Genomic DNA, 22461 nt, shown 5'->3' with positions numbered 1-22461 from the left:
TCATTTTTAGACAAGGCTAAATTTCGACCGCGACTGCCAATGCATTGTGCAGTGCAAAGTTGATTCAATTTATTCTAACGTCGCCAGCAGCCCGGCCATCAACCGGCCGCGCTCCACCAGGCTCTCGACCTCGATGAACTCTTCGAGCGTGTGGCCATTGCCGCCGCGCACGCCGAGACCATCGAGCGTCGGGATTCCCATGGCACCGGTGAAGTTGCCGTCGGAGCCACCGCCCGAGCTTGCATGTGGCAACTCCATGCCAAGAGACTTCGCGATGCCGCGCGCCTTCTCATAGAGCGCCATGGTGCCGGCATCCGGCTCCCAGACCGGACGCGTGACGCCGCGCGTGACCTTGAAGGCGACGTCGTTGTTGGTGCCCGAAAGCGCAAGCATCCTCTCGACGCCGCGGTCGAGATCGGCCTGGCGCTTGGCCATGGAGAGCGCCTCGCCCGTCGCGGTCGTGGCAACACAATTGACCCATTGTCCGCCGTGGACGACACCGACCGAGAAGGTGCAGTCCTCCGTCGTCATTGCGTCGATCGCGAGGATCTGCCGGGCCATCTCGCGGATCGCCGAGCGTCCTGCCGACAGCGTGGCACCGGCGTGACTCGGCCGTCCCGTCGCCTCGAGATTGAAGCGTGCGATGGCGTAGCGTCCGGTGGTGACGCCGTTGTCGGCACGGCCGGGCTCCGGCACCAGCACGTATTTGTTGCGCGCGGCCTCAGCCTCGATGATGTCGCGGGTCGAAGGCGTGCCGACCTCCTCATCCGGCGTGAACAGCACGGTGATCGGCAGCGGCGTGGTGAAGGAGGCGCGCGCCAGTTGCCGGATCGCTTCCAGCGAGAGGTAGTTGCCGCCCTTCATGTCGTAGATGCCGGGGCCGTAGCACTTGTTACCCTCGCGCCGCCATTTCAGCTTCTCGATGGTGCCGACCGGGTGGACGGTATCCATGTGCCCGGCGATCAGGATGCCCGGCTCGCCCTGCTTCGGATGGGGAAAGCGCGCGCGGATGACGCCGCCAAAACCCTGCCGGCCGGCGATGCGTTCGATCGTCGCACCCATGATCGCCATATCCCGCGCTGCGATATCAAGCATGCGGTCCACCGCACCTGCGTCCCAGGTCGGGCTCTCGCATTCGACCCAGCCGCGCAGGCCCTCGAGCATTGCCTCGGAATCAAAGGGGAGATTGGCAGGATTCATCTTAATGTCTCTCAAGCTTCGAAAGGTGGAACGCGCATTGCATCAGCGCGGGGCGGGACAAGCGGAGGGTGTTGTAGAGCTAAATCGATCTTTGTGGAGCCCGTGCGCGCGCCGCGAGGGCTTGCAACGAAACCGGATTGACGCGCTCGGCACGGTCTGCAAGTCTCGAAAAGACAAAGGCATTGCATGAAGTTAGTTCGCCCAACGAATGAACCTCATGCTTAACCAATAGCCTGCCTTTGAACAGTTTCACGTCAGGAGAACTTTCTATGTTTCACTTCATGCGCCGGGGGCCTCGCGCATTCGCCTCCAAACTTGCGCTGTCGGTCGTCGCGCTTTCGACCGCGCTGGTCTCGCCCGTGCTTGCCGCCGGGAAGACCATTACGGCCGTGATGCATTCCGATCTCCGCATCATCGACCCGATCTTCACCACGGCCTACATCACGCGCGACCATGGCTATATGGTCTACGACACGCTGCTGGCCACCGATTCAAGCTTCAAGGTCCAGCCGCAGATGGCGGACTGGAAGGTCTCCGACGACAAGCTCACCTACACCTTCACCCTGCGCGACGGCCTGAAGTGGCACGACGGCGCGCCGGTCACGGCCGAAGACTGCGTCGCCTCGCTGAAGCGCTGGGGCAAGAATGACGGCATGGGCCAGAAGCTCATGGACTTCACGGCGAGCATCGAGGCAAGCGATGCCAAGACCATCGTGCTCAAGCTGAAGGAGCCCTACGGGCTGGTGCTCGAATCCATCGCCAAGCCTTCGTCGCTGGTGCCGTTCATGATGCCCAAGCGACTCGCCGAAACGCCGCCCGGCAAGCAGATTTCCGAGCAGATCGGCTCGGGTCCGTTCAAGTTCGTGCAGGGTGAATTCCAGCCCGGCGTGAAGGCGGTCTATGTCAAGAACACCGACTACGTGCCGCGCAACGCGCCGGCCAGCTGGACCGCCGGCGGCAAGGTTGTGAAGGTGGACCGCGTGGAGTGGATTACCATGCCGGACTCGCAGACCGCCGTGAACGCACTGCAGTCGGGCGATATCGATTTCATGGAGAACGTGCCCTGGGACATGCTTCCGGTCCTCGAGGGCAACAAAGACCTGAAGATCGAGGTGCTGAACAAGTTCGGCTTCCAGACGCTTGGCCGCATGAACTTCCTGCTGCCTCCCTTCGACAATCCCAAGGTGCGCCGCGCTGCACTTCTGGCGATGAACCAGAAAGACGTGTTGGATGCGCTTGTCGGAAATCCGAAATTCTACAAGATCTGCGGCGCCTTCTTTGTCTGCGACACGCCGCTCGCCTCGGAGATCGGCTCGGATACTTTGGTGAAGGGCGGCGGCATGGCGGAGGCCAAGAAGCTGCTTGCGGAATCCGGCTATGACGGCACGCCGATCGCCATCATGGCACCGGGCGACGTCACCACTCTGAAGGCGCAGCCGATCGTCGCGGCGCAGCTGCTCCGCGAGGCCGGCTTCAAGGTCGATCTCCAGGCAACGGATTGGCAGACCGTGGTTGCCCGCCGCGCCGGCCAGAAGCCGGTGAAGGAGGGCGGCTGGAATATGTTCTTCACCAACTGGGTTGCCGCGGACGTGATGAATCCGATCGCCAACGTCTCGATTGGCGGTCGCGGGAAGAACGGCGGCTGGTTCGGCTGGGCGGAAGACGCCAAGATCGAAGAGCTCAAGGATGCTTTCGTTCGCGCCTCGTCAGCAGATGCGCAGAAGAAGATCGCAGCCGACATTCAGAAGCAAGCCATGGAGCAGGTCATCTACATTCCGCTCGGCCAGTATCAGGCCCCGAGCGCCTGGCAGAAGTCACTGAAGGGTGTGCTCGACGGCCCGGCGACCCCGGTATTCTGGAATATCGAGAAGTCGGAATAGCCTTCGTCTGAAATGCGAGCGGCGCCGTGGGTCTCCCACGGCGCCTTTTCTATTGGGCGATAGTTACGGAGCTTCTGTTAGCAGTGGCTGTCGCGCAGCTGCTCGAGCCCTTCGCTCATGAATGGCAAGCTGGGGTCCGGCCGCTCGCCGGGCGAAGGACGTTGCTGTGACGCCGGCCGTTCGATCTCCCACGCGGGGTGATCGGGTCTGCTCTCTTGTTCCATCTCGGCATCCTCTCGATTGCTGCGGTACAACATCGAGAGCTCCGGGATGTTCCTCAGTTGACTGGACGATGATGCGGCCTGAACAGGCGGCCCTTCTCAACCACCAGCACGATCCCGAGTGCGGCGAGGGTCGACAGGAAGAAGCCGACCGAGAACGGCAGCAGCGTGCCGTCGAAGCTCTGGCCGATCGCCATGCCGACCGCGATTCCGATCAGCGTCGTGATCGAGCCGTAAAGCGAAGAGGCGGTGCCGGCGATGTGTCCCTGCGGCTCCATGGCGAGCGCGGTGAAGTTGGCGACCATCATGCCGAATGAGAACATCATCAGGGCGGAGAGCAGCATGAACAGTGAGAGCGGCAGCACGCCGAGGATTTCCGTCAGCAGCATCACGCCGGCCACTAGCGTATAGAGCGTCAGCGCCCCGTGCGAGATCGCGCGCATGCCGAGTCGCCCGACCAGCCTTGCGTTGAGGAAACCGGCGATGGCGGTGCCGGCGGCGATCGCCGCGAACGCGAGCGGGAAGTATTGGCCGAGATGGTAGATGCCGGTGAAGACCTGCTGGGCGCAGAAGACATAGGCGAACAGCGCGCCGATGACGCTGCCGGCAGCCGTCGCATAGCCGATGGTCTGGCGATTGGTCACGGTCTGCCGGAAGGCCGAGAGCACGTCGGCGGGCGCCAGCGACCTGCGTTCGGATTCGGGGAGTGTTTCAGGCAGCCGCAGCACGCACCATGCGAGCGCGAGCAGGCCGTAGAGCATCAGCACCACGAAGATGCCGCGCCACGCCGTCACCAGCAGCACCGCCTGCCCGAACGAGGGAGCGATCACGGGCACCGCGATGAACACCATCATCGCGAGCGACATCACGCTCGCCATGCGGCGGCCGACATAGCAGTCGCGCACGATGGATGTCGCAATCACGCGGGTCGCCGAGGTACCGAGCCCCTGCAGCGCGCGCGCCAGCAGCAGCGTCTCGAAAGAGGGCGCTGCGACCGCCAGCACGCTTGCCACTGCATAGACGGCCATGCCGCCGAGCAGCACCGGCCGGCGGCCGAAGCGGTCCGACAGGGGGCCCATGACGAACTGGCCGGCACCGAAGCCGATCAGGAAAGTCGACAGCACCAGCTGGAGATGGTTCGCGACGGGAATCTTGAAAGCTGCCCCGATATTAGGCAGGGCCGGCAGCATCATGTCCATCGCAAGCGGATTCAGCGCCATGATGGACGCGATCACGATGACGAATTCTGGAAACCCCATCGGGCGGTGTCCGGTAGACACCCAATCGTCGGCATTGACGTCAGACAAGAAGCTCACCCCTGAAATTGAGCGATCTATCTATCGTTGATGCTGCGGTGCACAACCCATGTTTCGGGATGGCTGGCAGGCGGAGCAGGGGCGGACAACAATTGGTGAGGTCGCCGTCGCGACGGTTGCCTCAATCGGGTCGGGTTGCCGCCTGCTCGACCAGGCCGCGCGCCAATTGTCCTGCAGCCTCGACATAGTCCAGGTCGCGATGGATCAGCATCACGGTCGTGGCGCCATCGAGCAGGATGACGAGCTGGCGCGCGAGCGCGCTTGCATCGGCCACGCCGTGATCTCGCAACTCCGATTGAAGCCATGCTTCAAAGCGCTTCTTGTGTGCCGCGCCGGCCTTGACGGCCGGATGGGCCGGCGTGTTGGCGAGCTCGGCGATCGTGCGCAGGAAGCCGCAGCCCCGCCAGCGCGGCGTATCCACGGAGCGGCCGAGCTTGGCGAAGAGACCGCGGATCTTGTCGGCTACGCTCCCGTCGGTCTCGGCGAACCATCGCATGTAGAGTTCGAGCGTCGGCTGGTCCCGGGCCGCGATGGTTTCCGCAACGAGCTCGTCCTTGCTGGCGAAGTGATAATAGAGCGTCTTCTTGGTGACGCCGGCCTTCTCGGCGACCGCATCCATGCTGACCGCCTTGATGCCTTCGCCATAGAACAGGCGCGTCGCCGCAACGACGATCTGCTGGCGCGTTATATCGCCTCTTCCCGACATCTCATTTGTATACTGCCTAGTGAGTATACATGACAAGTTTGATGTGGCTGACTTCCTGCGTGTTCGACCTGGAAGGAGCCGCAAATTGTCCGACTTGATCTTGATCGAGATGCGGGGCGCCGTCGCGCTGCTGACGTTCAATCGCCCGAGCAAGCTCAACGCACTGAGCTACGCGCTCATCGATCGCCTGATGGCCGTCCTCGACCGCATCGAGGACGATGCGAATGTCCGGGCGGTGGTTCTGACCGGGGCCGGGGATCGCGCCTTCTCGGCGGGCGCCGACATTGCCGAGTTCTCCGAGAGCGTGAGGTTCGGGCCGGACATTGCAGTCAAGGATTTCGTGCGACGCGGGCAGGCGATGACGGCGCGCATGGAATCATTTCCGAAGCCGATCATCGCCGCCGTCAACGGCATCGCCTTCGGCGGCGGCTGCGAGATCACGGAAGCCGTGCATCTGGCAATCGCCAGCGAACGGGCGAGCTTCGCCAAGCCCGAGATCGCGATCGGGATCACGCCGACCTTCGGCGGCACGCAGCGCTTGCCGCGGCTCGCCGGCCGCAAGCGGGCATTGGAATGCCTCTTGACCGGGGAATCCTTTTCACCACAGCGCGCCGTGGAGCTGGGATTGGTCAACCGTGTCGTTCCGCACGGACAGCTTCTCGACGCGGCCTTCGGGCTGGCGGATCGGATCGCGCGGCATTCCCACCTGGCGGTCGCCCGCGTCATCACGGCCGCCACGCGGGGCCTGAACGTCTCGATCGCGGAGGGCCTCGCCATCGAAAGCGAGCAGTTCGCGCGGATGGCGGCGACACAGGACACCCGAAAGGCGCTCGATGCCTGGCTGGCCGCTCGCGCGTCGCGGTAGGCGCCCGCGGTTCGTTGGCGCCAGCGAGTTCCCGCGATCGGAGGTCGGCCGGCAACCAGGGATTCACCATAAGGTCGGGCACAGGACGTCGGGGAGATGAATCTGCAACCCATCCTGACCATTGTGGCAGGACCGGCTGCCGCGGCGGCACCGGAAGAAACAGGCGAAACAGGGGGCCGCCCGTGTCCGACATGTCCGGTGCTGCACGATGGCTGGAGCCCGCGGCCGCCACGACTGGCAGGCGCAACGTCTGGCTTGCCTGCCTGATCGCGCTGACGGCGCTGCTGGTGCTCGGCAATCTCGCCAACGATGCAACGCTCGATGTGAAATTTGGCTGGGACGTTCGCGTCAATTGCGCGGCGGTCGATGCATATGCCGAAGGGCGCGATCCCTATTTCGTCAAGAACCTGAAGGGCACCAAGCTCTCTTATCCCTACCTGCCGGTGACGCTGGACGTTTTCCGTCCCCTCTGCGCGGGTGGTGTTCTGGTCGATCATTGCAGAAGCATTTTTCTCGTGCTTGGCGTGCTCTGCGGGTTGCTCTTGCCCGGCCTTGCCCGTGCGCGCCCGAGCCCGCGCGACATTGCGCTCCGGGTGCTCTGCGCGATCGGCGCGTTCGTCGGTTTCGAATGGGTGCAGGCATCGGGGAATTTTGCGATTCTGAGCGGTGTGCTGACTGCGTTCGCGCTGAGGCTCTTGCTTCGTCCGCTTGGATCGGAAGCGCAGGGAGAACAAGGCTTCTCGTCGCGCCTCGCCGGCGCTGCGCTGCTCGGCCTCGTGACCTCGTTCAAGCTGGTGTTCTTCCCGGTGCTGGCGGCGCTCTATTTCCTGCCGCTGCCGCGCGTCCGCAAGCTGGCCTTGATCGCGGCGGCGATCCTCAGCTTTGCCGTGCCGATCCTGATATCCAAACTGCTGTATCCCGATCTGTTCGCAAGCTGGCGGCTCGCGATGGCGGCGCAGATTCCCGACCAGCATTTTGTCGACTTGCTGGAGACAAATCCATCGTTGCTGCTGCTGGCGCAGAGCCTCATGGATTACGCCGGGCTCGGTAACGTCAAGCCGGCACTGTTCGCGGCCTATGCGCTCGCAGCACTCGCGCTCGTGCTCGTGCCGTTCGGCCTTGCCGTCCTGCGCGTGGTGGGCCGCGGCCCCGCGGGGGAGGGAGGATCGCTTCTGATCCGACTTGATCTCTGGCTGAGGGATCATCCTCGTACGGCCATGCGCGTCACCGTGCTCGCCATGTTCGCGCTCTACCTCAGCTCGCCGCGTCTCAAGGAATATGCCTTCTTCGAGCTCGCGCTCTATGCCGCCATCCTCATCGTCGATCTTCCCGCCATGGCGCTTGCCGCCGTTCTCGGCGTCGGCATCGCGTTCCCGACGCTGATCTCGCTTCTTGGGGGACCATTCGAGGGCAGTTTCATCCTCCTCGTCGTCGCCCTGATCTGCTTCTGGATCGTGTTGCTCGATTTCCGCGCGGAGCCCGAGCGCCTCGAGCGCGGCTAGCTCGTTCGGCGGCCGAGCTTCTCGTCTGAATTGCTAGCGACAAGCCGCTGGAGCGCCTTCCCGCGGATGGCCAGCCAAAGACGGTTGCGCGACGCTCAGGGCGGCACTCCAAACGAAATGCATTGAGCGTGCCGAGAAAATCTCGGGTGGTGCGGGCAGCCGGGGTCGAACCGGCACAGCGCTTGCGCACCGAGGGATTTTAAGTCCCTTGCGTCTACCAATTCCGCCATGCCCGCTTGATCCAACGAGATCAAACACTTAAGTCCATCCCCGGTCTGGAATTGGCGTGTTGCTCGAGCCCGGGGACGGTCCTTCCTTAAGCGAGCCGGGCGCACAAGGCAAAGCCTCAATCCCGACATCTGTTGTTGCTTTAGGCATTCTCAATCCACGGGGGCTATTCATCCGGCATGGTTGCTTCGTTGTCCTCTTCGCTGCGCGGCTTCGGCGCGCTCCTCGCGCTGCTGGCGGCGGGTGCCGCGCTGTCCGGCTGCGCCGGCATGAGCGAGACGATCGCGCCTGCCTTTGCCGATCCCGCCAAATACGAATTGTACGACTGCAAGCAGCTGGAGACCGAGCGCAAGCAGCTCGACAAGCGCACCGAGGATTTGCAGAAGCTGATGCAGAAGGCCGAGACCGGGGCGGGTGGCGCGGTCGTGTCCGAGCTCGCCTATCGCAACGACTATATCGCCGTGCGAGGGCAGGCCCAATTGGCCGATGACGCCTGGCGCCGCAACAGGTGCCGGCAGACGCCCGAGCCGGTGCCGGCTGCCGAGCCGCCGTCGCCCGTCGCCAAGCCCGCCTCGAAATCCGGAAGAACGCTGCGCTGAGGCGCCGCGCCGGCGGCGGGTCGCATCAAGTCCGCCAGCTGTAGATCCAGTCTTGCCGCGCCAGCATGCGCTCCGGGCCGAGCGCGCGGATCGCAAGGTCGCGTGCGATCGCCAGCGGCCCGCCGAGGTGATAGATGCGGCCCTGCTGCCGCGCGGTTCCCTGCACGCGCCGTACCCGCGCCAGGCGCGCACGGCCATATTGCGTCAGTGCGGCTGCGATGCCGTCAGTGTTCTCCGCCGCCTCGACGCTCAGATGCCGCGCGAGCACGGCGGCATCCTCGATCGCCATGCCGGCGCCTTGCGCCGCGAACGGCAGCATCGCGTGGACGGCATCGCCGAGCAGCGCCACCGGACCTTTGCTCCAGGGGCAGCCGTCGGGCACGCCGAACAGCGCCCATTTCCGCCAGCTGTCGACCGCGGCGAGCATCATCCGTGCCGGCGGCGGCCAGCGCGGGGCGGCAAAGGCGTCCATCACCTCGAGGGGATCGCCGGGGCTGCTCCAACCCGGCCGGTTCCAGGTGCCGGGCAGCACCGCGACCACGTTGATCTGGCGTCCGCCCGCGATCGGATAGGCGACCAGATGGGCCTTCGGCCCCATCCAGAGCTGCACCCGCCGCGCAGTATAATCCTTCGGCAGCTGCGTGGCGTCGAGCGTGCCGCGCCAGGCGATCAGCCCGGAGAAGCGCGGCTGCACCTCGGGGAACAGGTGCTGGCGCACCGTCGACCAGATGCCGTCGGCGCCGATCAGCGCGCCGGCGAGATCGCTGCGGCGGATCGTGCCGCTGCGATGGACCACCGTCAGGCCCTTGGCGTGGGCTGCAACGTCCTCGAAGGTCGCTCCCAGCTTCAGGTCGATATCGGGATGATCGGCAAGGGCGCCGGCCAATGCGGATTGCAGGTCGGCACGGTGCACCACCCAATAGGGGGCGCCCGCGCGTGCGGAGGCGGCCTCCCCGAGCGGCATGCGCAGCAGCTCGCCTCCGGCGCGCGCGCTCATGATCGAGACCGCTTCCGGAGTGACGGCGCGCCCTTCGAGGCGTTCGGCGAGGCCGAGCTCGACCAGCACGCGGCTGGCGTTGGGCGAGAGCTGCAGGCCGGCGCCGACTTCCTCGAGGCGCTCGGCCTTTTCCAGCACGACGATGCGGAAGCCGCGGGCCGCGAGCGCAAGCGCGGCCGTCAGCCCACCGATGCCGGCACCGGCGATGACAATCGTTCGGGAGAGCGCCACCCCTGACCGACGGAAGCGGTCAGGCCACCTTGTCCTTCAAGACACATTCCGGCGGGCGGGCTTCGCCCGGCTTCAGGTCGGCCGCGAAGCGGTACAGCGTCGAGCAATAGGGGCAGATGATCTCGTCGTCGTTGCCGAGGTCGAGGAAGACGTGCGGATGGTCGAACGGAGGGTTGGCGCCCACGCACATGAACTCATGCGAGCCGATCTCGATGACGGGAACGCCGGCATCGTTATGGAAGTGCGGGACGACATGGTCGGACATCGTAACTCATCCTGGAGTGGCAATGGCGGCAGACACAATCAACAAGTGACGCGGCATCTTTAAGGCGCGGCGGACCATAAAGGCGGGTGCAGATGATTGCTAGTCCAGCGGAACCGCAAGCTCCGCAATTGCCCCATGCTCATTTGCTCATGCAAATTCGACACAATCTTGCGGCCTGAGAGAAGCCCTTCTTTCGTCGGGGACGTTGTGTCGCAATTTTGGCATACTATCTTCTCTGGCGAGCAATTTGCGCCGAAAGACGAAAACATCAGGCGTAGACGATTTTTGGGATCGCCGGGCTTTTCCAGATGAAGTGGCTGCGAATCACCACCGCGTTGGCGGGTATCGCGACGTGCGGCTTCCTGCTCGTGCAGGTCGCGCCGCACGCCCGCGAGGCCGGCGCGCTTCTCGCGGCCCAGGACGATCCGGCCGTGCTCTCCGAGCTCAAGCTCGATGCACTGCTGCGGCAGAACGAGGGTCTGGTCCAGGACAGCATCGAGGCCGCACTCGCGGCCGGAGACGCTGACCTCGCCGACAGTTTTGTCGCGCTGGCGCGTGACCGGAATATCGCGCTACCGGACGACGTCCTCAGCCGCGTCAGCGATGCGGTCAAAACAGAGAACTCCACCTCGCATTTCGCCAAGCGCTTCGTCACCGGTCTCGTCACCGGCAATGCTGACGACGTCGCGAGCCTCTCGGGGACGGTGACTGGCGATCTCTTCGTGTTCGGCGACATCAGGGACGTGGTGCGCGAAGGCAAGCATCTTGCCATGGGCGAGGACACCGACCGCCTCGTGCTCGCCCTTGCGGCTGCCGGCCTTGCGGTGACGGCGGCGACCTACGTCTCCGTCGGCGGTGCCGCGCCGGTGCGCGCGGGGCTATCGCTGGTGAAGGACGCGCGCAAGGTGGGGCGGCTCGGCGAGGGGCTTGCCGCATGGGCCGGCCGCTCCGCACGCGAGGTAGTCGACGCGCCGATGCTCCGGAACGCCGTCGCGTCCGGCTCGGTGCTGCGCCCTGGCCAGACCGTGAGCGCGATCAAGGCTGCTTTCCGGGCCGAGAAGGCCGGTGCGCTGGTCCGGCTCGGCAAGGACGTGACGCGCGTCGCCGGAAAGACCGGCACGCGCGGGGCGATGGATACGCTGCGCATCGCCGAAGGCCCCAAGGATGTCGCGCGCGCGGCGCGGCTTGCGGAAGCGCATGGCGGCAAGACCCGCGCCATCATCAAGCTGCTTGGCCGCGGCGCGCTGCTGCTTGCGACCGGCGCGTTCAATCTGACCCTCTGGCTGTTCGGCGCGGCCCTGACGCTGTTTGGCCTGTTGTCGTCGATCAAGGCCACGACGGAAGGCCTGACCCAGGCCTGGTGCGATCGCAGGCGCGCGCGCCGGCTCCGCCGTGCGCAGATCGCAGCAGAGGCAAGTCTGGCCAACGCGGCCGCGACGGCCTGAAGCGCTGCGCGCATCAGGCTATTGTTTGAGCATGATGTTGCCGGAAAACCGCTGCACAGTGTTCCGGATCATGCTCTAAGATCGAGCTGTCCCCCACAAGATCTCACGGAACTCATGATGCCGAGCTTCCACAACGGCGCCGTTGAAATTGCCTATCTCGACGAAGGCGAGGGCGATCCGATCATCCTGGTCCACGGCTTCGCCTCCAGCAAGAACGTGAACTGGGTCTATCCGACCTGGGTGTCGGAGCTGCGCAAGAACGGCCGCCGGGTTATCGCGCTCGACAATCGCGGCCACGGCGAGAGCGCGAAGCTCTACGAGCCCGCGCAGTACTCGATCCCGACCATGGCCGGCGACGTGCTCGCGCTGATGGATCATCTCGCCATCCCGCAGGCCGACATCATGGGCTATTCGATGGGTGGACGGATAGCGGCGTGGCTCTCCCTCAACGAGCCGCAGCGGTTGCGCGCGGCGATCCTCGGCGGCATCGGCATCGGCGGCCTGATCGAGGGCACCGGCCCCGACGAGAACGTCGCGAGGGCGCTGGAAGCGCCTTCCCTTGATGACGTCACCGATCCCGTGGGGCGTACCTTCCGTGCGTTCGCCGACCAGACCCGTTCCGACCACCGCGCGCTTGCGGCGTGCCTGCGCGGCACGCGCGATCTTATGAGCAGGGAGGAAGCCGCGCGCATCGAGGTGCCGGTGCTGATTGCGGTCGGCACCACCGACGACGTAGCCGGCTCTGCGAGTGCGCTCGGCGCCATCATCCCCGGCTCGGAAGTGCTCGACATCCCCAACCGTGATCACATGCGTGCGGTCGGCGACAAGGTCTACAAGACCGGCGTGCTCGATTTCCTCTCACGCCGCGATTGAGGCATGCTGTCTTCGCCGATGAGCTCGTCGGTCAATGCTCCTGATGTCATGCCAGTTGTCCACGCCTTCATGCGCAGACATCGGGAGTCCGCTTGGCGCCGATTGAGACGACGGATCGAGGACGGCGGGACGTCGGCAAGGGGTAACCAGAAGTGTCGATGCAGGGGAGGCTTTCCTTCTTCAAAGCGCAGGACGTTGGTGCAGGTAGATCTTCTCGAATTGCCCTGCTTCCTCCACCCCGCTCTTATCGAGCAAGTGGAAGGTTCTGCGTTCCGTTGCGATGAGACCGTCGTGACGAAGCTCTTGCAGAGTCCGGTTGACATGCACGACCGACAATCCAAGGCAGTCCGCCAGCTCGATCTGAGTGATGGGCAATTCAAAGGACCCATTCGTGGTTCGTCCGATCAGTTCGAGCCGCTCATAGAGCTCCGCCAGCAGGTGGGCAGTTCGGACCCGCGCCGGCCTGCGCCCGACATTGACGATCCATTCCCTGAAGATTGCGGCGTCGATCAAGGTTTCGCGCCAGAGCGCAGAAGCTACGTTGGGCCTCCTCAGATTCAGCTCCCGTAAGGCTTCGTGCTTGATGAATCCGAGGGTGCATTCCGTGAGCGTCGTCAGGTCATGGTCCATGACGTGCAAGTGCAGGCTTTGCAGGTCCGGGATTTCTCCTGGAATGTGGAGCGAGAGAATTTGCCGCTGACCGTCCGGCGTCAGCTTGGAGCGGAAGGCGAACCCATCGACGATGAGACAGGATTCCGATGGGCGGTCACCGTCACGTACGAAGCCGTGCTGGGCGGGAACCCGCTTGCTCTGGATCGGAAGCTGTTGAATCGCCAGAATATCGTCCTGGTCAAGCCGATTGGTTTTGGTGAGTTTTTGAACGAGCGCAGCCGTTGGGCTACCGGGCATCGCACTTCTCCACGCTTGAGAAATTTGAGCCGGATTCAACTCGCCGCTCCGGCCGAGACAGGCGGGAGCACAAGACTCTCAGCCACCAGCGCCCAATGCTTCGGCCGGTGGTAAATCAACAATCACAGGTTAAGGGAAAGGTTCCAAACCTGCTCTATGTTATTTGTCGTGCCGGTTCGATCTCGAAACGGAGGCAGACGCTGAGGAGCAGGCCGAACTCGTCACGAACTTCAATCGCCAACCTTCGAGCCACCGAACCGGGCAGCACGTCCCTAGCGAGCTCGGCCATAGCAGTGGAGGCCAGCGTCTTTACCTCCTGCAGGGAGGCGACCTCGACGCCGATCTCATCTGAGACGAATTTTTCATTGTCACGGGAGTCGAAGTAGTAGCGTGGCATGCGTGACAATCAGGAAACAGCTCGTGCGTTCCTCGCAGTCCCCATACCTTCCTTGTCGCGGACGCCCGATGTGCCGCTCGTTCTGCTAAATGGGCGCGTGGCCGCACGCTGGGCTATGGTCGCCGCAAGGATGAGTGCGGTGGAAATGGGGAGGGAGGCCGTCGGCGTGGAGCGCATGCTTGAACAAGGTACCAAGCGCGATGACGCTTCACCCAATCTCATCGCGCTTCAACGTCGCCGCCGAAACGGCGCGCCAGCGCCATCGGCACCACGAAGGTGGCAACCCGCACCATCCGCGCGCCGTAGCGATCGTGCGGGCCGGAGATGACGCCGCAGACGAACGTCAAGGAATGTCCTGGGGACCGTTGAGCCGACATATTTGACGCTCCGCTTGGATGAGCGGGAGCGCACTTGCGTTCACGCCACCGATAGATGCTGAGAGCCGCTCGGGGGTGGCGGGACTGTTCGCCTTTATTCGCCCGTCAGCGAGGGCTTTGTTTCGATTCCGGCAGGAGCCATTTGCCAGCTTCTTACCGCCGCTGACTGGTTGACTGCTCGCGATGACGCGCCAGTCGTGTCCTTCCTGCGTGGCTGTCCTGGGTGTGCGTAGGCGCGAAGGTTCTAAGCCTGAGAGAGGGCATCGTCAGATTTTTCGAACAGCCTGCCGCGGCCTCGGTAAGATCGGGGCTCGCCGGTGATCCGCCCGACGTGTTTGCGCAGCTCGGCAACCCGCTATGTTGCCCTCCACGTTCGCGCTCCCTCAGGGTATCGGTTCGCGGCTCTCAGGTTATGCCGGTTTTTGAAAGGGCGTCAGCTTTTGACGCAGGGCATCGGCCTGCTCACGCAGATCACGAAGTACCCTGCCGTTGTCAGATTGAGTTTCCTGCCATTCGATTCGCTCTTCTGCTGTCCATAGCCAGGATTCGCGGGCGAACCGGGCCTTCTCGGCCAGATCGTATGCCTCGTAGGCCCGAATCTGTTGCTCGATCCGGTCGAGGCTCTCTTGGAGTGATGCAGGCAATACCGACCCGTCGGCGGGAGCTGATGGACTACATCCTCACCGAGGTTTAGTTCAAACGCTCGGCGCATGCCGCAAACAATCAGTCGACTCTATTGTTCCTAACTGAAGTCCCTCCCTCAGAGGTACCGGCCGCAGCTCACCAGCAGGGGGTCATGAACCGACGCTTTTGTGGCATCACGACAACGCGGGGTCGTCGCAGGTAGGTCAGAGCCCCTGACCCTGACGGCGATATCAAATTTTGCGTACCGCCTTGCGGATATTCCGCCTCTGCGCTTCGGACTTCCAAACTGCAGAGAACTCAATGGCTTGGAACGTTCGACCCCTCAGCTAGTTGGCTCCCGGTCATCTGCGGAGCCGACGATGGTCCCCCAAGAGCAGCTAGAGAGCGATCGGGTCAGGGTTTTGCTGGTGGAGGACGAATGGTTCATCCGATTTGACGTAGCTGAGCAGCTTCGAACTGCGGGGTTTGAGGTTGTTGAGGCGAGCACTGCCGACGAAGCGATGGACTACATCTCCTCAGGCGAGCGAGTTGACGCGCTTATAACCGACATCCGAATGCCCGGAACCCTTGATGGTCTTGAACTGGCCGGGAAGCTGCGCGTCATGCAACCAATGCTGCTTATCCTTGTTGCCTCTGGAAGCGTAGAATTGGAGAGCGCAGCGAGCCGCGTAGGTAGGTTCATCAGCAAGCCGTACGATCCCAAGCAGATCGCAGCGCTGATCGCGGAGATGCTCGGCTCGGCGCCGTAATATACATGCAAGCAGCAACTGTGATGATCGTCGAGCAGGACGTCCTCGTGCGTCACCCGCTGGCGGAGTACCTTCGCGAGTGCGGCTACCGCGTGGTGGAAGCAGCTCAGCACGATGATGCTCGTGAATGCCTCGAAGGTGGCAAACACAACATCGATGTTGCCTTGATCGACGTAGGTGGTCCCACCGGTTCCGGGTTTGCTCTTTCCGCGTGGATACGGAGCAACTATCCAGCCGTGAAGACGATGCTAGGCGCGACGGTCGGGAAGGTCCTTGCACTCGCGGGTGACCTTTGCGAAGGGGGGCCCCAGGCGGCGAAGAAGCTTGATTATCGCCCCGTGCTCGACCACATCCGCCAACTGCTCGCGACTCGAAAGCGGCATTAGGAAAAGCGGCATTAGGATATGCAAGGCTTGGTTGCCACCACCCTGCAAGCCTGAACGAGGTATCGCAGGGAACAGCACCATAAAAATTCTGCCGACGCATGAAGAGAAACACGCCGCCTGATGAGAGCTATTCATCGGCCGAAGCTTTCGGATCGTTGTGCAGTTCGTGCTTTCTACGAAGGAGTTCGTCGATGTCGATACGAAGCAATTCGATGGCCAAGGGTTCAGTGGCTGATGATTGAATAAATTTCCACTGGCTGACCATCCTATCGATTTCATCGCATTTGTCGCACATGGCGCTCCCCCTCATTCAGGCGGGAGCGCAAATTGTCTCTCAGTCACTGTCATAAGCCACAAGTCGTTCAGTGATCGTGAAACGCTATCACGGCTTCACATGTTCTCCGAGATTATTCGGGCGTTCTTTCGTCCTATAGAGCGAGCTACTCAGTTTGAGTAGCCTGCTCATTTACAGCGCACACGTCTGCTCTGGGTCACCGGTCGCCGCTCCGAGCGCTGCCGGAGTCGCCAAGGCCTGCTATTGGGCGGCCAGCCAGGATGTAGCGGCCGGCGACTCCGTCCGCCATGAGCATCGGCCCGTTCCTGCAAGCCGCAAAGACCCGTCCCGTTGCATCCGCTGATTCAGCGCTCAGGCCGGTCCCCTTGGCTATGTTCGCCGCGAGCATGAGTGCCGTCGAGATGGGAAGCCGTCGGCGCGGGGGGTCGAGCTCGAAAGAGCTGCCAAGCGCGATGACGCTACACCCCGATCTCATCGCGCTTCAACGTCGCCGCCGAAACGGCGCGCAAGCGCCATCAGCACCGCGAAGGTGGCAACCCACACCATCCGCGCGCCGTAGCGATCGTGCGGACCGGAGATGACGCCGCAGATGAAGGCGTTGCCGAGCAGGGCCAGCGCCACGGTCCCCGCCAGCAGCGTGAGGTCGTCAAGCCGGCGGTTCGCCAGCGCATGCGCAAGCAGCGTAACCAGGGCCAGCATCGAGGCCAGCGCGACGGGGACATGCAGCCAGTTGACGTAGTCGAAATCGATTGCCCAGTGCTGCTGCCGCGCGGCCCGCATCGGCGCAACCTGCTCGGGGATGTAGCGCTCGATGATGCCGTAGGTGTGCGGGATCCAGCCATTGGTGCCTTCGCCGGTCGCCACGTGCAGCAATTGCTGTCCCGTCGCGCGCAGCGCCGCGGCGGCCTGCCAGGCAGGATAGTCCTTGAGGGAATGCACGACGATGTAGCTCATCTCGTCGTTCATGCCTTCGAAACGTCCGAGCGTGTTGAACATGCTCTTGCCCCACAGGAATTCGTCGGCGCTGGCCGGCAGCTCGTTGCGATAGGGACAGAGTTTGAAGCGTTCGCGCGGGCAACGGTCGTTGAGAAAGCGCGCGACGATGCCGTCCTGCATCATGCGGCCGAAGGCGACGCCATAGCCGCCGGGCGTCCAGGCCAACTTGCCGGACAGCGCGTAATTCGCCGACACCAGCATCAGGCTGCCCGCAACGATGGTGAGGCTCGCTTGCGTCAGCCCGGCGAGCGGAAGCCGGTTGCCGAGCAGCGGCCGCGCCATCCAACCCGCGACGCAGAGGCCCAGCAGCACGCCGAGCGTGGCGCTGTGGGTCGCGGCTGCAAACGCGGTGAAGACGAACAGCGCGATCTTCTCCAGCGTCGAGGTGCGGCTTGCGCCAGCCACCAGCAGGAACAGCGACAGCACCGAAAGTCCTGCGAAGATGTCGGTGAGCAGCATGCTCGCCAGCCAGGGCAGCGCGGTCGACAGGATCAGGCCGAGGCTGATCGCGACGAAGCGAAAGGTCTGCATCAATCCCAGGACACGCAAAGTGAGCTGCAGCAGCCACAGGGTCGCCAGCGACTGGACGGCGAGGTTGATCCAGAATCCCAAACTCTCGCCGTAATGCAGATAGAGGCCGAACACCGTGGAGCGGCTGGGGACGAGATAGCCCTCGTACCAGCGTGCGAGATAGCCGCCGGTATCCCATTGCAACAGCGGATAGCCGTTCCAGAACGCCGGCGCGATCATCAGGAGGGGCAGAGCCGCCGCTGTCAGGCGGAGCCATAACGTATCGGCGGCGCGCGCGCGTAATTGATCGGTGGTGATGCTCAAATCCGCTCCCGCCCTCGTTCGGCCATCACCGCAATAGCGGCTCGGAGAGAATTCACCAATAGTTTGACGCAGCCCGCCTTGAATTTGGTGGAACTCTGACCACCTTGATCCGACTTGCCGCTTGGGGCGTCAGAGGAAACCGGTTACGTTTCAAGGGTTTGGCAGGTGCCCGCGAGGCAAGGTGCTGTTCACTTTCAGGCAAGCCCGTCAGGACTTTGTCGCCTAGGATGTGCTATACAGCCAGCAAAAGAAGCCAATTCGAGAGAGCAGATCCCATGGCAGTGCATCAGGTCAATCCGGGAGGGAAGCTCGCATCGCTCGATCCGATCTGGGACCGGATCCGGGGCGAGGCGGAGGACATCGTCCACCGCGAGCCCGAGCTTGCGACCTTCATCTATTCGACGGTGCTGCACCACAGCCGCCTCGAAGACTCCGTGGTCCATCGCGTCGCCGACCGGCTCGACCATTCCGCGCTGTCGGGTGATCTGGTGCGCCAGACCTTTGACGAGGCCCTGCGCGACGATCCCGATCTCGGCAACGCCTTCCGCGCCGATCTCGTCGCCGTCTACGATCGCGATCCCGCCACCTCGCGCTTCATCGATCCCTTGCTCTACTTCAAGGGCTTCCATGCGATCCAGACCCATCGCCTCGCGCACTGGCTCTACCTGAAGGGCCGCAAGGACTTCGCATTCTACCTTCAGAGCCGGTCCTCGGCGGTGTTCCAGACCGACATCAATCCCGCCGCGCGCATCGGCCGCGGCATCTTCCTCGACCACGCCACCGGCTTCGTCTGCGGCGAGACGGCGATCATCGAGGACGACGTCTCGATCCTGCACGGCGTCACGCTCGGCGGCACCGGCAAGGAGAACGAGGATCGTCATCCGAAGATCCGGCACGGCGTGCTGATCGGCGCCGGCGCGAAGATTCTCGGCAACATCGAGATCGGCCATTGCGCGCGCATTGCTGCCGGCTCGGTGGTCGTCAAGCCCGTGCCGCACAACGTCACGGTTGCGGGCGTTCCCGCCAAGATCGTCGGCGAAGCCGGCTGCGCCGAGCCCTCGCGCACCATGGACCAGATGATCAACGCGATGGGGCTTTGAGACCAGGCTTTGATGCTCGCGAAGGGCCGGAAATTCCGGCCTTTTTCGTCCCCAAATTCTTTGGCAATTCATGCTGGCGGTTCGTCGCGTCTCGTCCTAAAACCCCGCCACGTTAGATTTCGATTGGAGACTTGCCGTGGACGTCAAGGAAGTCAGGAAGCTCGACGCGTATCTGAAGCGCGTATTCGGCAATCCCAAGATCCGCGTCGTGCCGCGGCCTAAGAAGGACGATTCCGCCGAGGTCTATATCGGCGAGGAGTTCATCGGCGTGCTGTTCGTCGACGACGAGGACGACGATCGCTCGTTCCAGTTCCAGATGGCGATCCTCGAAGACGATCTCGTCGATCAGGAATAGGCGTTTGGCGCCGTCGCGAGCGTAACGAAATCCTCGCCGCGCGCGCTCTCTCGTGTCCCGGACGCGCTGCAACGCCGCAGAGAAATTGGATCCGCTCTCTCCAGGCCGTCATTGCGAGCGGAGCGAAGCAATCCAGAGTCTTTCCGCGGAGAAATTCTGGATCGCTTCGTGGAGCCTGTCATCGGGTCGCGCTTTGCGCGGGCCCCTTGGCTCGCAACGAGGAACAGCAGCGACTGCAGTCCGGTACTCTATCGTTTCAACAACAGCCCGTCACCGCCGCACCTCGGCGTCACGAGGTCGGCTCACACGACCCTCTCGCATTTTTCATCGCGCCATTCTGCCCCTGTTTTGCCCGTCGCTTCAAGCTAGTTTCGTAGAATACGAATTGCCGGAGCGAATACCGCGGGAGGGGAGATATAGCCACGTCATTCGCTCGCGGCGCGACGATCAGGTCATGATTCTGGAAATACGAAGTCCGGCCAAGGGCTTGGCTACTGTGCATGGGGTTGTTTTCGAAGTTCTGGCTTGAGAGGCACCGAGCCAGGTCAGCACGGCCGTGGTCAGCCCTTCGGTCCGCGCAGTTGCGCCGTCAGCTTCTCCATCGCATCCGCCACGTCGCGCCATTGCGACAGCCAGCTCCGTGGAAAGCGGAAGGTGAGGTCGGCGCCGCCGACGCGGCGCTCGGAGAGGCACATGCCCGGGGTGGCCGCATCGCGCGTGCAGCGCGCGGTCAGCGCGGGACTGGCGGCGGAATAGAGGTCCTCGCTTCCGTAGGGCGTGTCGGCGCGGAACATCCGCATCGTCAGGCCTTCCACAGGCATCGTCGCGGCCCGATCGAGATAGCGCGGATAGATCGTGGCCGTTCGCTGCTCGGGCGCGAGCGCATCGTGATGGGCCGCGATCGACAGGAAGATGCGATCGATCGATTGCACCACGGCTTCCACCGTGTCGGCGGTGACGTGCTTGGGCGCGCCGGGCGGCTCCAGCGAGGGATAGAGGAAGTCGAGATCGATCCGCTCCTGCGGGCCCGAGTGCCGCTGGATCTTCATGCGGATCGCAGCCCTGGGCAGGTTGAACAGCGTGCCGCCGACGCTCACCGGCAGCTTGTCCGGTGCGTTCGCCGCGCGCGTGCCCCAGGTCGGCCACAGCAGATAGGCGACGAGCGCGACCGCACCGACCGCAGCCGCGCCTCCGAGCACGATCGGGACGATATGCGACCTGATGCGCGTGCGGGGGGACCTGAGGGAAGCTGCCGAAAACACCGTCATGAGCTGAGCGCTGGGGAAAGCCGGACGTCGGCCGGTGGCCGACGAATCAGCGGCGAATATGCCATGCGACGGCGGTTTCGCGCAGCGTTCCCGCCTGCTGGGACAGAGGAGGGACCTGCGCCGGGCGGGCGGCCGCGTTAACCTTCCCTTAAGGATAATGTAGCGTTAACCCGCACTCTTTGTCACAGGAAGACGGTGGCGTTGCGTAAGGGCGGACCGTTCCGATGACACCTGAGGCTCTCAATACCTTTTTTGCGATCGGCATCGGTTTCGCGCTCGCGGGCGCGCTCGTGAACGGATACCAGGCGCTCGCACAGCGGCCCGCCGGCTTCGGCCTGTTGCAGGAGGGCGTGGCGCCGAAGACCTTCGCGGCGGTTCCGTTCCTCGTGTTCGCCGCGCCCTTCATCATCATGCGCAACACGCTGCGAGGCATCCAGGTGGAAAGCCGCCGGATCGAGTTCGTGATGATGGCGACCGTCATCGCGAGCTTCTGGAGCATGATGAGCGGCACCTTCTTCCTGATGACGCTGCGCGCCGCCGGCATTCCGGTCTGATCCCCGCGCTTCGGACGCGGCCGGCCCTTTGCCTCCAGGCTGCCGTTTCGCTATGGCTGGTCAACGCGACAGGAGACCTCCATGGCGATCTACGAGCTCGACGGGCAAGCGCCCGACCTTCCCGCCGACGGCAATTACTTCATAGCCGAGACTGCCACCGTGATCGGCCGCGTGCGCCTGAAGCCGGGTGCGAGCGTCTGGTTCGGCGCGGTGCTGCGCGGCGACAACGAGTGGATCGAGATCGGCGAGGGCGCCAATGTGCAGGACGGTTCGACCTGCCACACCGATCTCGGCTTTCCGCTTGTCATCGGCAAGAACTGCACCGTCGGCCACAACGTCATCCTGCACGGCTGCACCATCGAGGAGGGCGCGCTGATCGGCATGGGCTCGATCGTGATGAATGGCGCCAGAATCGGCCGCAACAGCATCGTCGGCGCCGGGTCCGTCATTACCGAGGGCAAGGAATTTCCGGAGCGCTCGCTGATCATCGGCTCGCCGGCGCGCGTGATCCGCACGCTCGACGATGCGCAAGTCCAGAGGATGGGAAGCGCCGCGAGGTTCTACGTGGCCAACGGCCCGCGCTTCAAGAAAGGATTGAAGCGGATCGGCTGAGGTCAGCTGCCTTCCGATTCCCGCGCTTCGATCGCGCCTGCGACCTTCTCGTGGCCCGCAGCCCACAGCGCATGCTCATCGCTCCCGTCGCGGTAAGGGTTGGCCTCAGCGGGAATGTTTTCGCGCGCGGCGCGTTCGCCTTCCGTAAAGGGATCTGAATCCACGGTCATGATCGTGCCTCCCTCGCTTCAAGCTGATATGGCGGCATTTGTTCCGGAACAGGTCTTCGTGGCGGCCGTTGACCGCCAAAGGAGAATTTCCCATGCCCGCATCGTTCGGCCCCATCAAAGGGATGATCGTGATCCTCGCACTCGCGGCGATGCCGGCTGCAGCGCTCGCGCAGGCGGCCGGCGGCTCGACAGGCTCGAGCGGAGCCTCGATGGGATCAACGGGAGGCTCCGCGGGATCGACCGGAGGTGTTCGCAATTCGCCCGTTCCGCCGCCCGGGACCAACAGCCTGGGTACGGCTCAATCATCCGGCTCGGGAGTCACGACCGGCACCGGCGGAGGTGGTGGGGTCGATGCAACCGTCAACGCCGAGAATCGGCAGCTCGATAAGAGACTGAAGAGCATCTGTCGCGGCTGCTGACGCTCGCGCGGAAGTGAGACAGCGTGGCTGTCACGAGTTTCCAACTGAAGCTAGCTTGGTTCGGAAG

The 22461-nt window shown here is 63.7% G+C and carries 26 protein-coding genes and 1 tRNA gene; 13 read left to right on the top strand and 14 right to left on the bottom strand.

Annotated elements, in window-relative coordinates; translation table 11 throughout:
• Nucleotides 1-69: 69 nt before the first annotated feature.
• Nucleotides 70-1200 carry a M20/M25/M40 family metallo-hydrolase gene (locus tag ASG57_RS33885; RefSeq protein ID WP_057199039.1) on the bottom strand — a complete coding sequence of 377 codons (1131 nt, stop codon included), beginning with the start codon at nucleotides 1198-1200 and terminating at the stop codon, nucleotides 70-72.
• A 269-nt stretch (nucleotides 1201-1469) separates the two neighbouring features.
• On the opposite strand from ASG57_RS33885, the gene ASG57_RS33880 reads away from it, so the two are divergent.
• Entirely contained in the window at nucleotides 1470-3080 is a 1611-nt protein-coding gene (locus ASG57_RS33880) for an ABC transporter substrate-binding protein (RefSeq protein ID WP_057199038.1), read from the top strand.
• A gap of 277 nt (nucleotides 3081-3357) precedes the next feature.
• Here ASG57_RS33880 and ASG57_RS33870 read toward each other — a convergent pair whose 3' ends face one another.
• Together ASG57_RS33870 and ASG57_RS33865 are read right to left on the bottom strand one after the other, a co-directional pair.
• On the bottom strand, nucleotides 3358-4608 hold the full coding sequence (locus tag ASG57_RS33870; RefSeq protein WP_057199094.1) for a multidrug effflux MFS transporter: 1251 nt from the start codon (nucleotides 4606-4608) through the stop codon (nucleotides 3358-3360).
• Nucleotides 4609-4738: 130 nt separating this feature from the next.
• A complete protein-coding gene (locus ASG57_RS33865; RefSeq protein WP_024340770.1) occupies nucleotides 4739-5323 on the bottom strand; it encodes a TetR/AcrR family transcriptional regulator in 585 nt (194 codons plus the stop codon).
• 85 nt (nucleotides 5324-5408) lie between these two features.
• Here ASG57_RS33865 and ASG57_RS33860 point away from each other — a divergent pair, with 85 nt between their 5' ends.
• Nucleotides 5409-6188 carry a crotonase/enoyl-CoA hydratase family protein gene (locus ASG57_RS33860; protein ID WP_057199037.1) on the top strand — a complete coding sequence of 260 codons (780 nt, stop codon included), beginning with the start codon at nucleotides 5409-5411 and terminating at the stop codon, nucleotides 6186-6188.
• Nucleotides 6189-6379: 191 nt separating this feature from the next.
• Nucleotides 6380-7690, top strand: coding sequence for a hypothetical protein (locus ASG57_RS33855; RefSeq protein ID WP_230646564.1), 1311 nt, complete (start codon nucleotides 6380-6382; stop codon nucleotides 7688-7690).
• A 147-nt stretch (nucleotides 7691-7837) separates the two neighbouring features.
• Here ASG57_RS33855 and ASG57_RS33850 read toward each other — a convergent pair.
• Nucleotides 7838-7926: transfer RNA gene (locus ASG57_RS33850), tRNA-Leu, on the bottom strand.
• 171 nt (nucleotides 7927-8097) lie between these two features.
• Between ASG57_RS33850 and ASG57_RS33845 the strand changes: the two genes are divergently transcribed.
• Nucleotides 8098-8517: a hypothetical protein gene (locus tag ASG57_RS33845; protein WP_057199035.1), complete on the top strand. Its 420-nt coding sequence runs from the start codon at nucleotides 8098-8100 to the stop codon at nucleotides 8515-8517.
• 25 nt (nucleotides 8518-8542) lie between these two features.
• Here ASG57_RS33845 and ASG57_RS33840 read toward each other — a convergent pair whose 3' ends face one another.
• Entirely contained in the window at nucleotides 8543-9745 is a 1203-nt protein-coding gene (locus ASG57_RS33840) for an FAD-dependent monooxygenase (RefSeq protein WP_057199034.1), read from the bottom strand.
• Nucleotides 9746-9764: 19 nt separating this feature from the next.
• Complete coding sequence (locus ASG57_RS33835) at nucleotides 9765-10010, bottom strand: zinc-finger domain-containing protein (protein WP_024340765.1); 246 nt, start codon at nucleotides 10008-10010, stop codon at nucleotides 9765-9767.
• Between the two features lie 308 nt (nucleotides 10011-10318).
• Between ASG57_RS33835 and ASG57_RS33830 the strand changes: the two genes are divergently transcribed.
• Complete coding sequence (locus ASG57_RS33830; RefSeq protein WP_057199033.1) at nucleotides 10319-11455, top strand: hypothetical protein; 1137 nt, start codon at nucleotides 10319-10321, stop codon at nucleotides 11453-11455.
• Nucleotides 11456-11572: 117 nt separating this feature from the next.
• A complete protein-coding gene (locus ASG57_RS33825; protein WP_057199093.1) occupies nucleotides 11573-12328 on the top strand; it encodes an alpha/beta fold hydrolase in 756 nt (251 codons plus the stop codon).
• A gap of 180 nt (nucleotides 12329-12508) precedes the next feature.
• Here the strand turns inward: ASG57_RS33825 and ASG57_RS33820 are convergent, their stop codons facing one another.
• From ASG57_RS33820 to ASG57_RS33810, 4 genes are all read right to left on the bottom strand, one after another.
• A complete protein-coding gene (locus tag ASG57_RS33820) occupies nucleotides 12509-13237 on the bottom strand; it encodes a Crp/Fnr family transcriptional regulator (protein ID WP_057199032.1) in 729 nt (242 codons plus the stop codon).
• Between the two features lie 154 nt (nucleotides 13238-13391).
• A complete protein-coding gene (locus ASG57_RS33815) occupies nucleotides 13392-13634 on the bottom strand; it encodes a DUF6894 family protein (protein WP_057199031.1) in 243 nt (80 codons plus the stop codon).
• Nucleotides 13635-13852: 218 nt separating this feature from the next.
• Nucleotides 13853-13981, bottom strand: a complete 129-nt coding sequence (locus ASG57_RS39775; protein ID WP_283806214.1) for a hypothetical protein — start codon at nucleotides 13979-13981, stop codon at nucleotides 13853-13855.
• Nucleotides 13982-14421: 440 nt separating this feature from the next.
• A complete protein-coding gene (locus ASG57_RS33810; protein ID WP_024340760.1) occupies nucleotides 14422-14655 on the bottom strand; it encodes a hypothetical protein in 234 nt (77 codons plus the stop codon).
• Nucleotides 14656-15015: 360 nt separating this feature from the next.
• Here ASG57_RS33810 and ASG57_RS33805 point away from each other — a divergent pair, with 360 nt between their 5' ends.
• Both ASG57_RS33805 and ASG57_RS33800 read left to right on the top strand, forming a co-directional pair.
• The gene (locus tag ASG57_RS33805) at nucleotides 15016-15405 is read left to right on the top strand and encodes a response regulator (protein WP_024340759.1); all 390 of its coding nucleotides are present in this window, start codon (nucleotides 15016-15018) and stop codon (nucleotides 15403-15405) included.
• 23 nt (nucleotides 15406-15428) lie between these two features.
• A complete protein-coding gene (locus tag ASG57_RS33800) occupies nucleotides 15429-15791 on the top strand; it encodes a response regulator (RefSeq protein WP_162250094.1) in 363 nt (120 codons plus the stop codon).
• Nucleotides 15792-15918: 127 nt separating this feature from the next.
• Here ASG57_RS33800 and ASG57_RS33795 read toward each other — a convergent pair whose 3' ends face one another.
• Both ASG57_RS33795 and ASG57_RS33785 read right to left on the bottom strand, forming a co-directional pair.
• A complete protein-coding gene (locus ASG57_RS33795) occupies nucleotides 15919-16086 on the bottom strand; it encodes a hypothetical protein (RefSeq protein ID WP_155248573.1) in 168 nt (55 codons plus the stop codon).
• A gap of 471 nt (nucleotides 16087-16557) precedes the next feature.
• A complete protein-coding gene (locus ASG57_RS33785) occupies nucleotides 16558-17916 on the bottom strand; it encodes a hypothetical protein (RefSeq protein WP_057199028.1) in 1359 nt (452 codons plus the stop codon).
• A 275-nt stretch (nucleotides 17917-18191) separates the two neighbouring features.
• Between ASG57_RS33785 and cysE the strand changes: the two genes are divergently transcribed.
• Nucleotides 18192-19016 carry a serine O-acetyltransferase gene (gene cysE, locus ASG57_RS33780; protein ID WP_024340754.1) on the top strand — a complete coding sequence of 275 codons (825 nt, stop codon included), beginning with the start codon at nucleotides 18192-18194 and terminating at the stop codon, nucleotides 19014-19016.
• 136 nt (nucleotides 19017-19152) lie between these two features.
• Nucleotides 19153-19371, top strand: a complete 219-nt coding sequence (locus tag ASG57_RS33775) for a DUF3126 family protein (protein ID WP_007602550.1) — start codon at nucleotides 19153-19155, stop codon at nucleotides 19369-19371.
• A gap of 560 nt (nucleotides 19372-19931) precedes the next feature.
• Here ASG57_RS33775 and ASG57_RS33770 read toward each other — a convergent pair.
• On the bottom strand, nucleotides 19932-20639 hold the full coding sequence (locus ASG57_RS33770) for a hypothetical protein (protein ID WP_057199027.1): 708 nt from the start codon (nucleotides 20637-20639) through the stop codon (nucleotides 19932-19934).
• A gap of 224 nt (nucleotides 20640-20863) precedes the next feature.
• Here ASG57_RS33770 and ASG57_RS33765 point away from each other — a divergent pair, with 224 nt between their 5' ends.
• Nucleotides 20864-21193, top strand: a complete 330-nt coding sequence (locus tag ASG57_RS33765) for a DUF6949 family protein (RefSeq protein ID WP_024340752.1) — start codon at nucleotides 20864-20866, stop codon at nucleotides 21191-21193.
• An 81-nt stretch (nucleotides 21194-21274) separates the two neighbouring features.
• The gene (locus ASG57_RS33760; protein WP_024340751.1) at nucleotides 21275-21805 is read left to right on the top strand and encodes a gamma carbonic anhydrase family protein; all 531 of its coding nucleotides are present in this window, start codon (nucleotides 21275-21277) and stop codon (nucleotides 21803-21805) included.
• 2 nt (nucleotides 21806-21807) lie between these two features.
• Here ASG57_RS33760 and ASG57_RS38890 read toward each other — a convergent pair whose 3' ends face one another.
• Nucleotides 21808-21975 carry a hypothetical protein gene (locus ASG57_RS38890; RefSeq protein ID WP_200948597.1) on the bottom strand — a complete coding sequence of 56 codons (168 nt, stop codon included), beginning with the start codon at nucleotides 21973-21975 and terminating at the stop codon, nucleotides 21808-21810.
• A 92-nt stretch (nucleotides 21976-22067) separates the two neighbouring features.
• Between ASG57_RS38890 and ASG57_RS33755 the strand changes: the two genes are divergently transcribed.
• Nucleotides 22068-22394, top strand: coding sequence for a hypothetical protein (locus tag ASG57_RS33755; RefSeq protein WP_024340750.1), 327 nt, complete (start codon nucleotides 22068-22070; stop codon nucleotides 22392-22394).
• The last annotated feature ends 67 nt before the right edge of the window (nucleotides 22395-22461 follow it).

The organism is Bradyrhizobium sp. Leaf396 (assembly GCF_001424605.1).
Lineage (GTDB): Bacteria > Pseudomonadota > Alphaproteobacteria > Rhizobiales > Xanthobacteraceae > Bradyrhizobium > Bradyrhizobium japonicum_C.
Note: the sequence above shows the minus strand (reverse complement) of the source record. Positions and strands in the feature narration are given on the sequence as shown.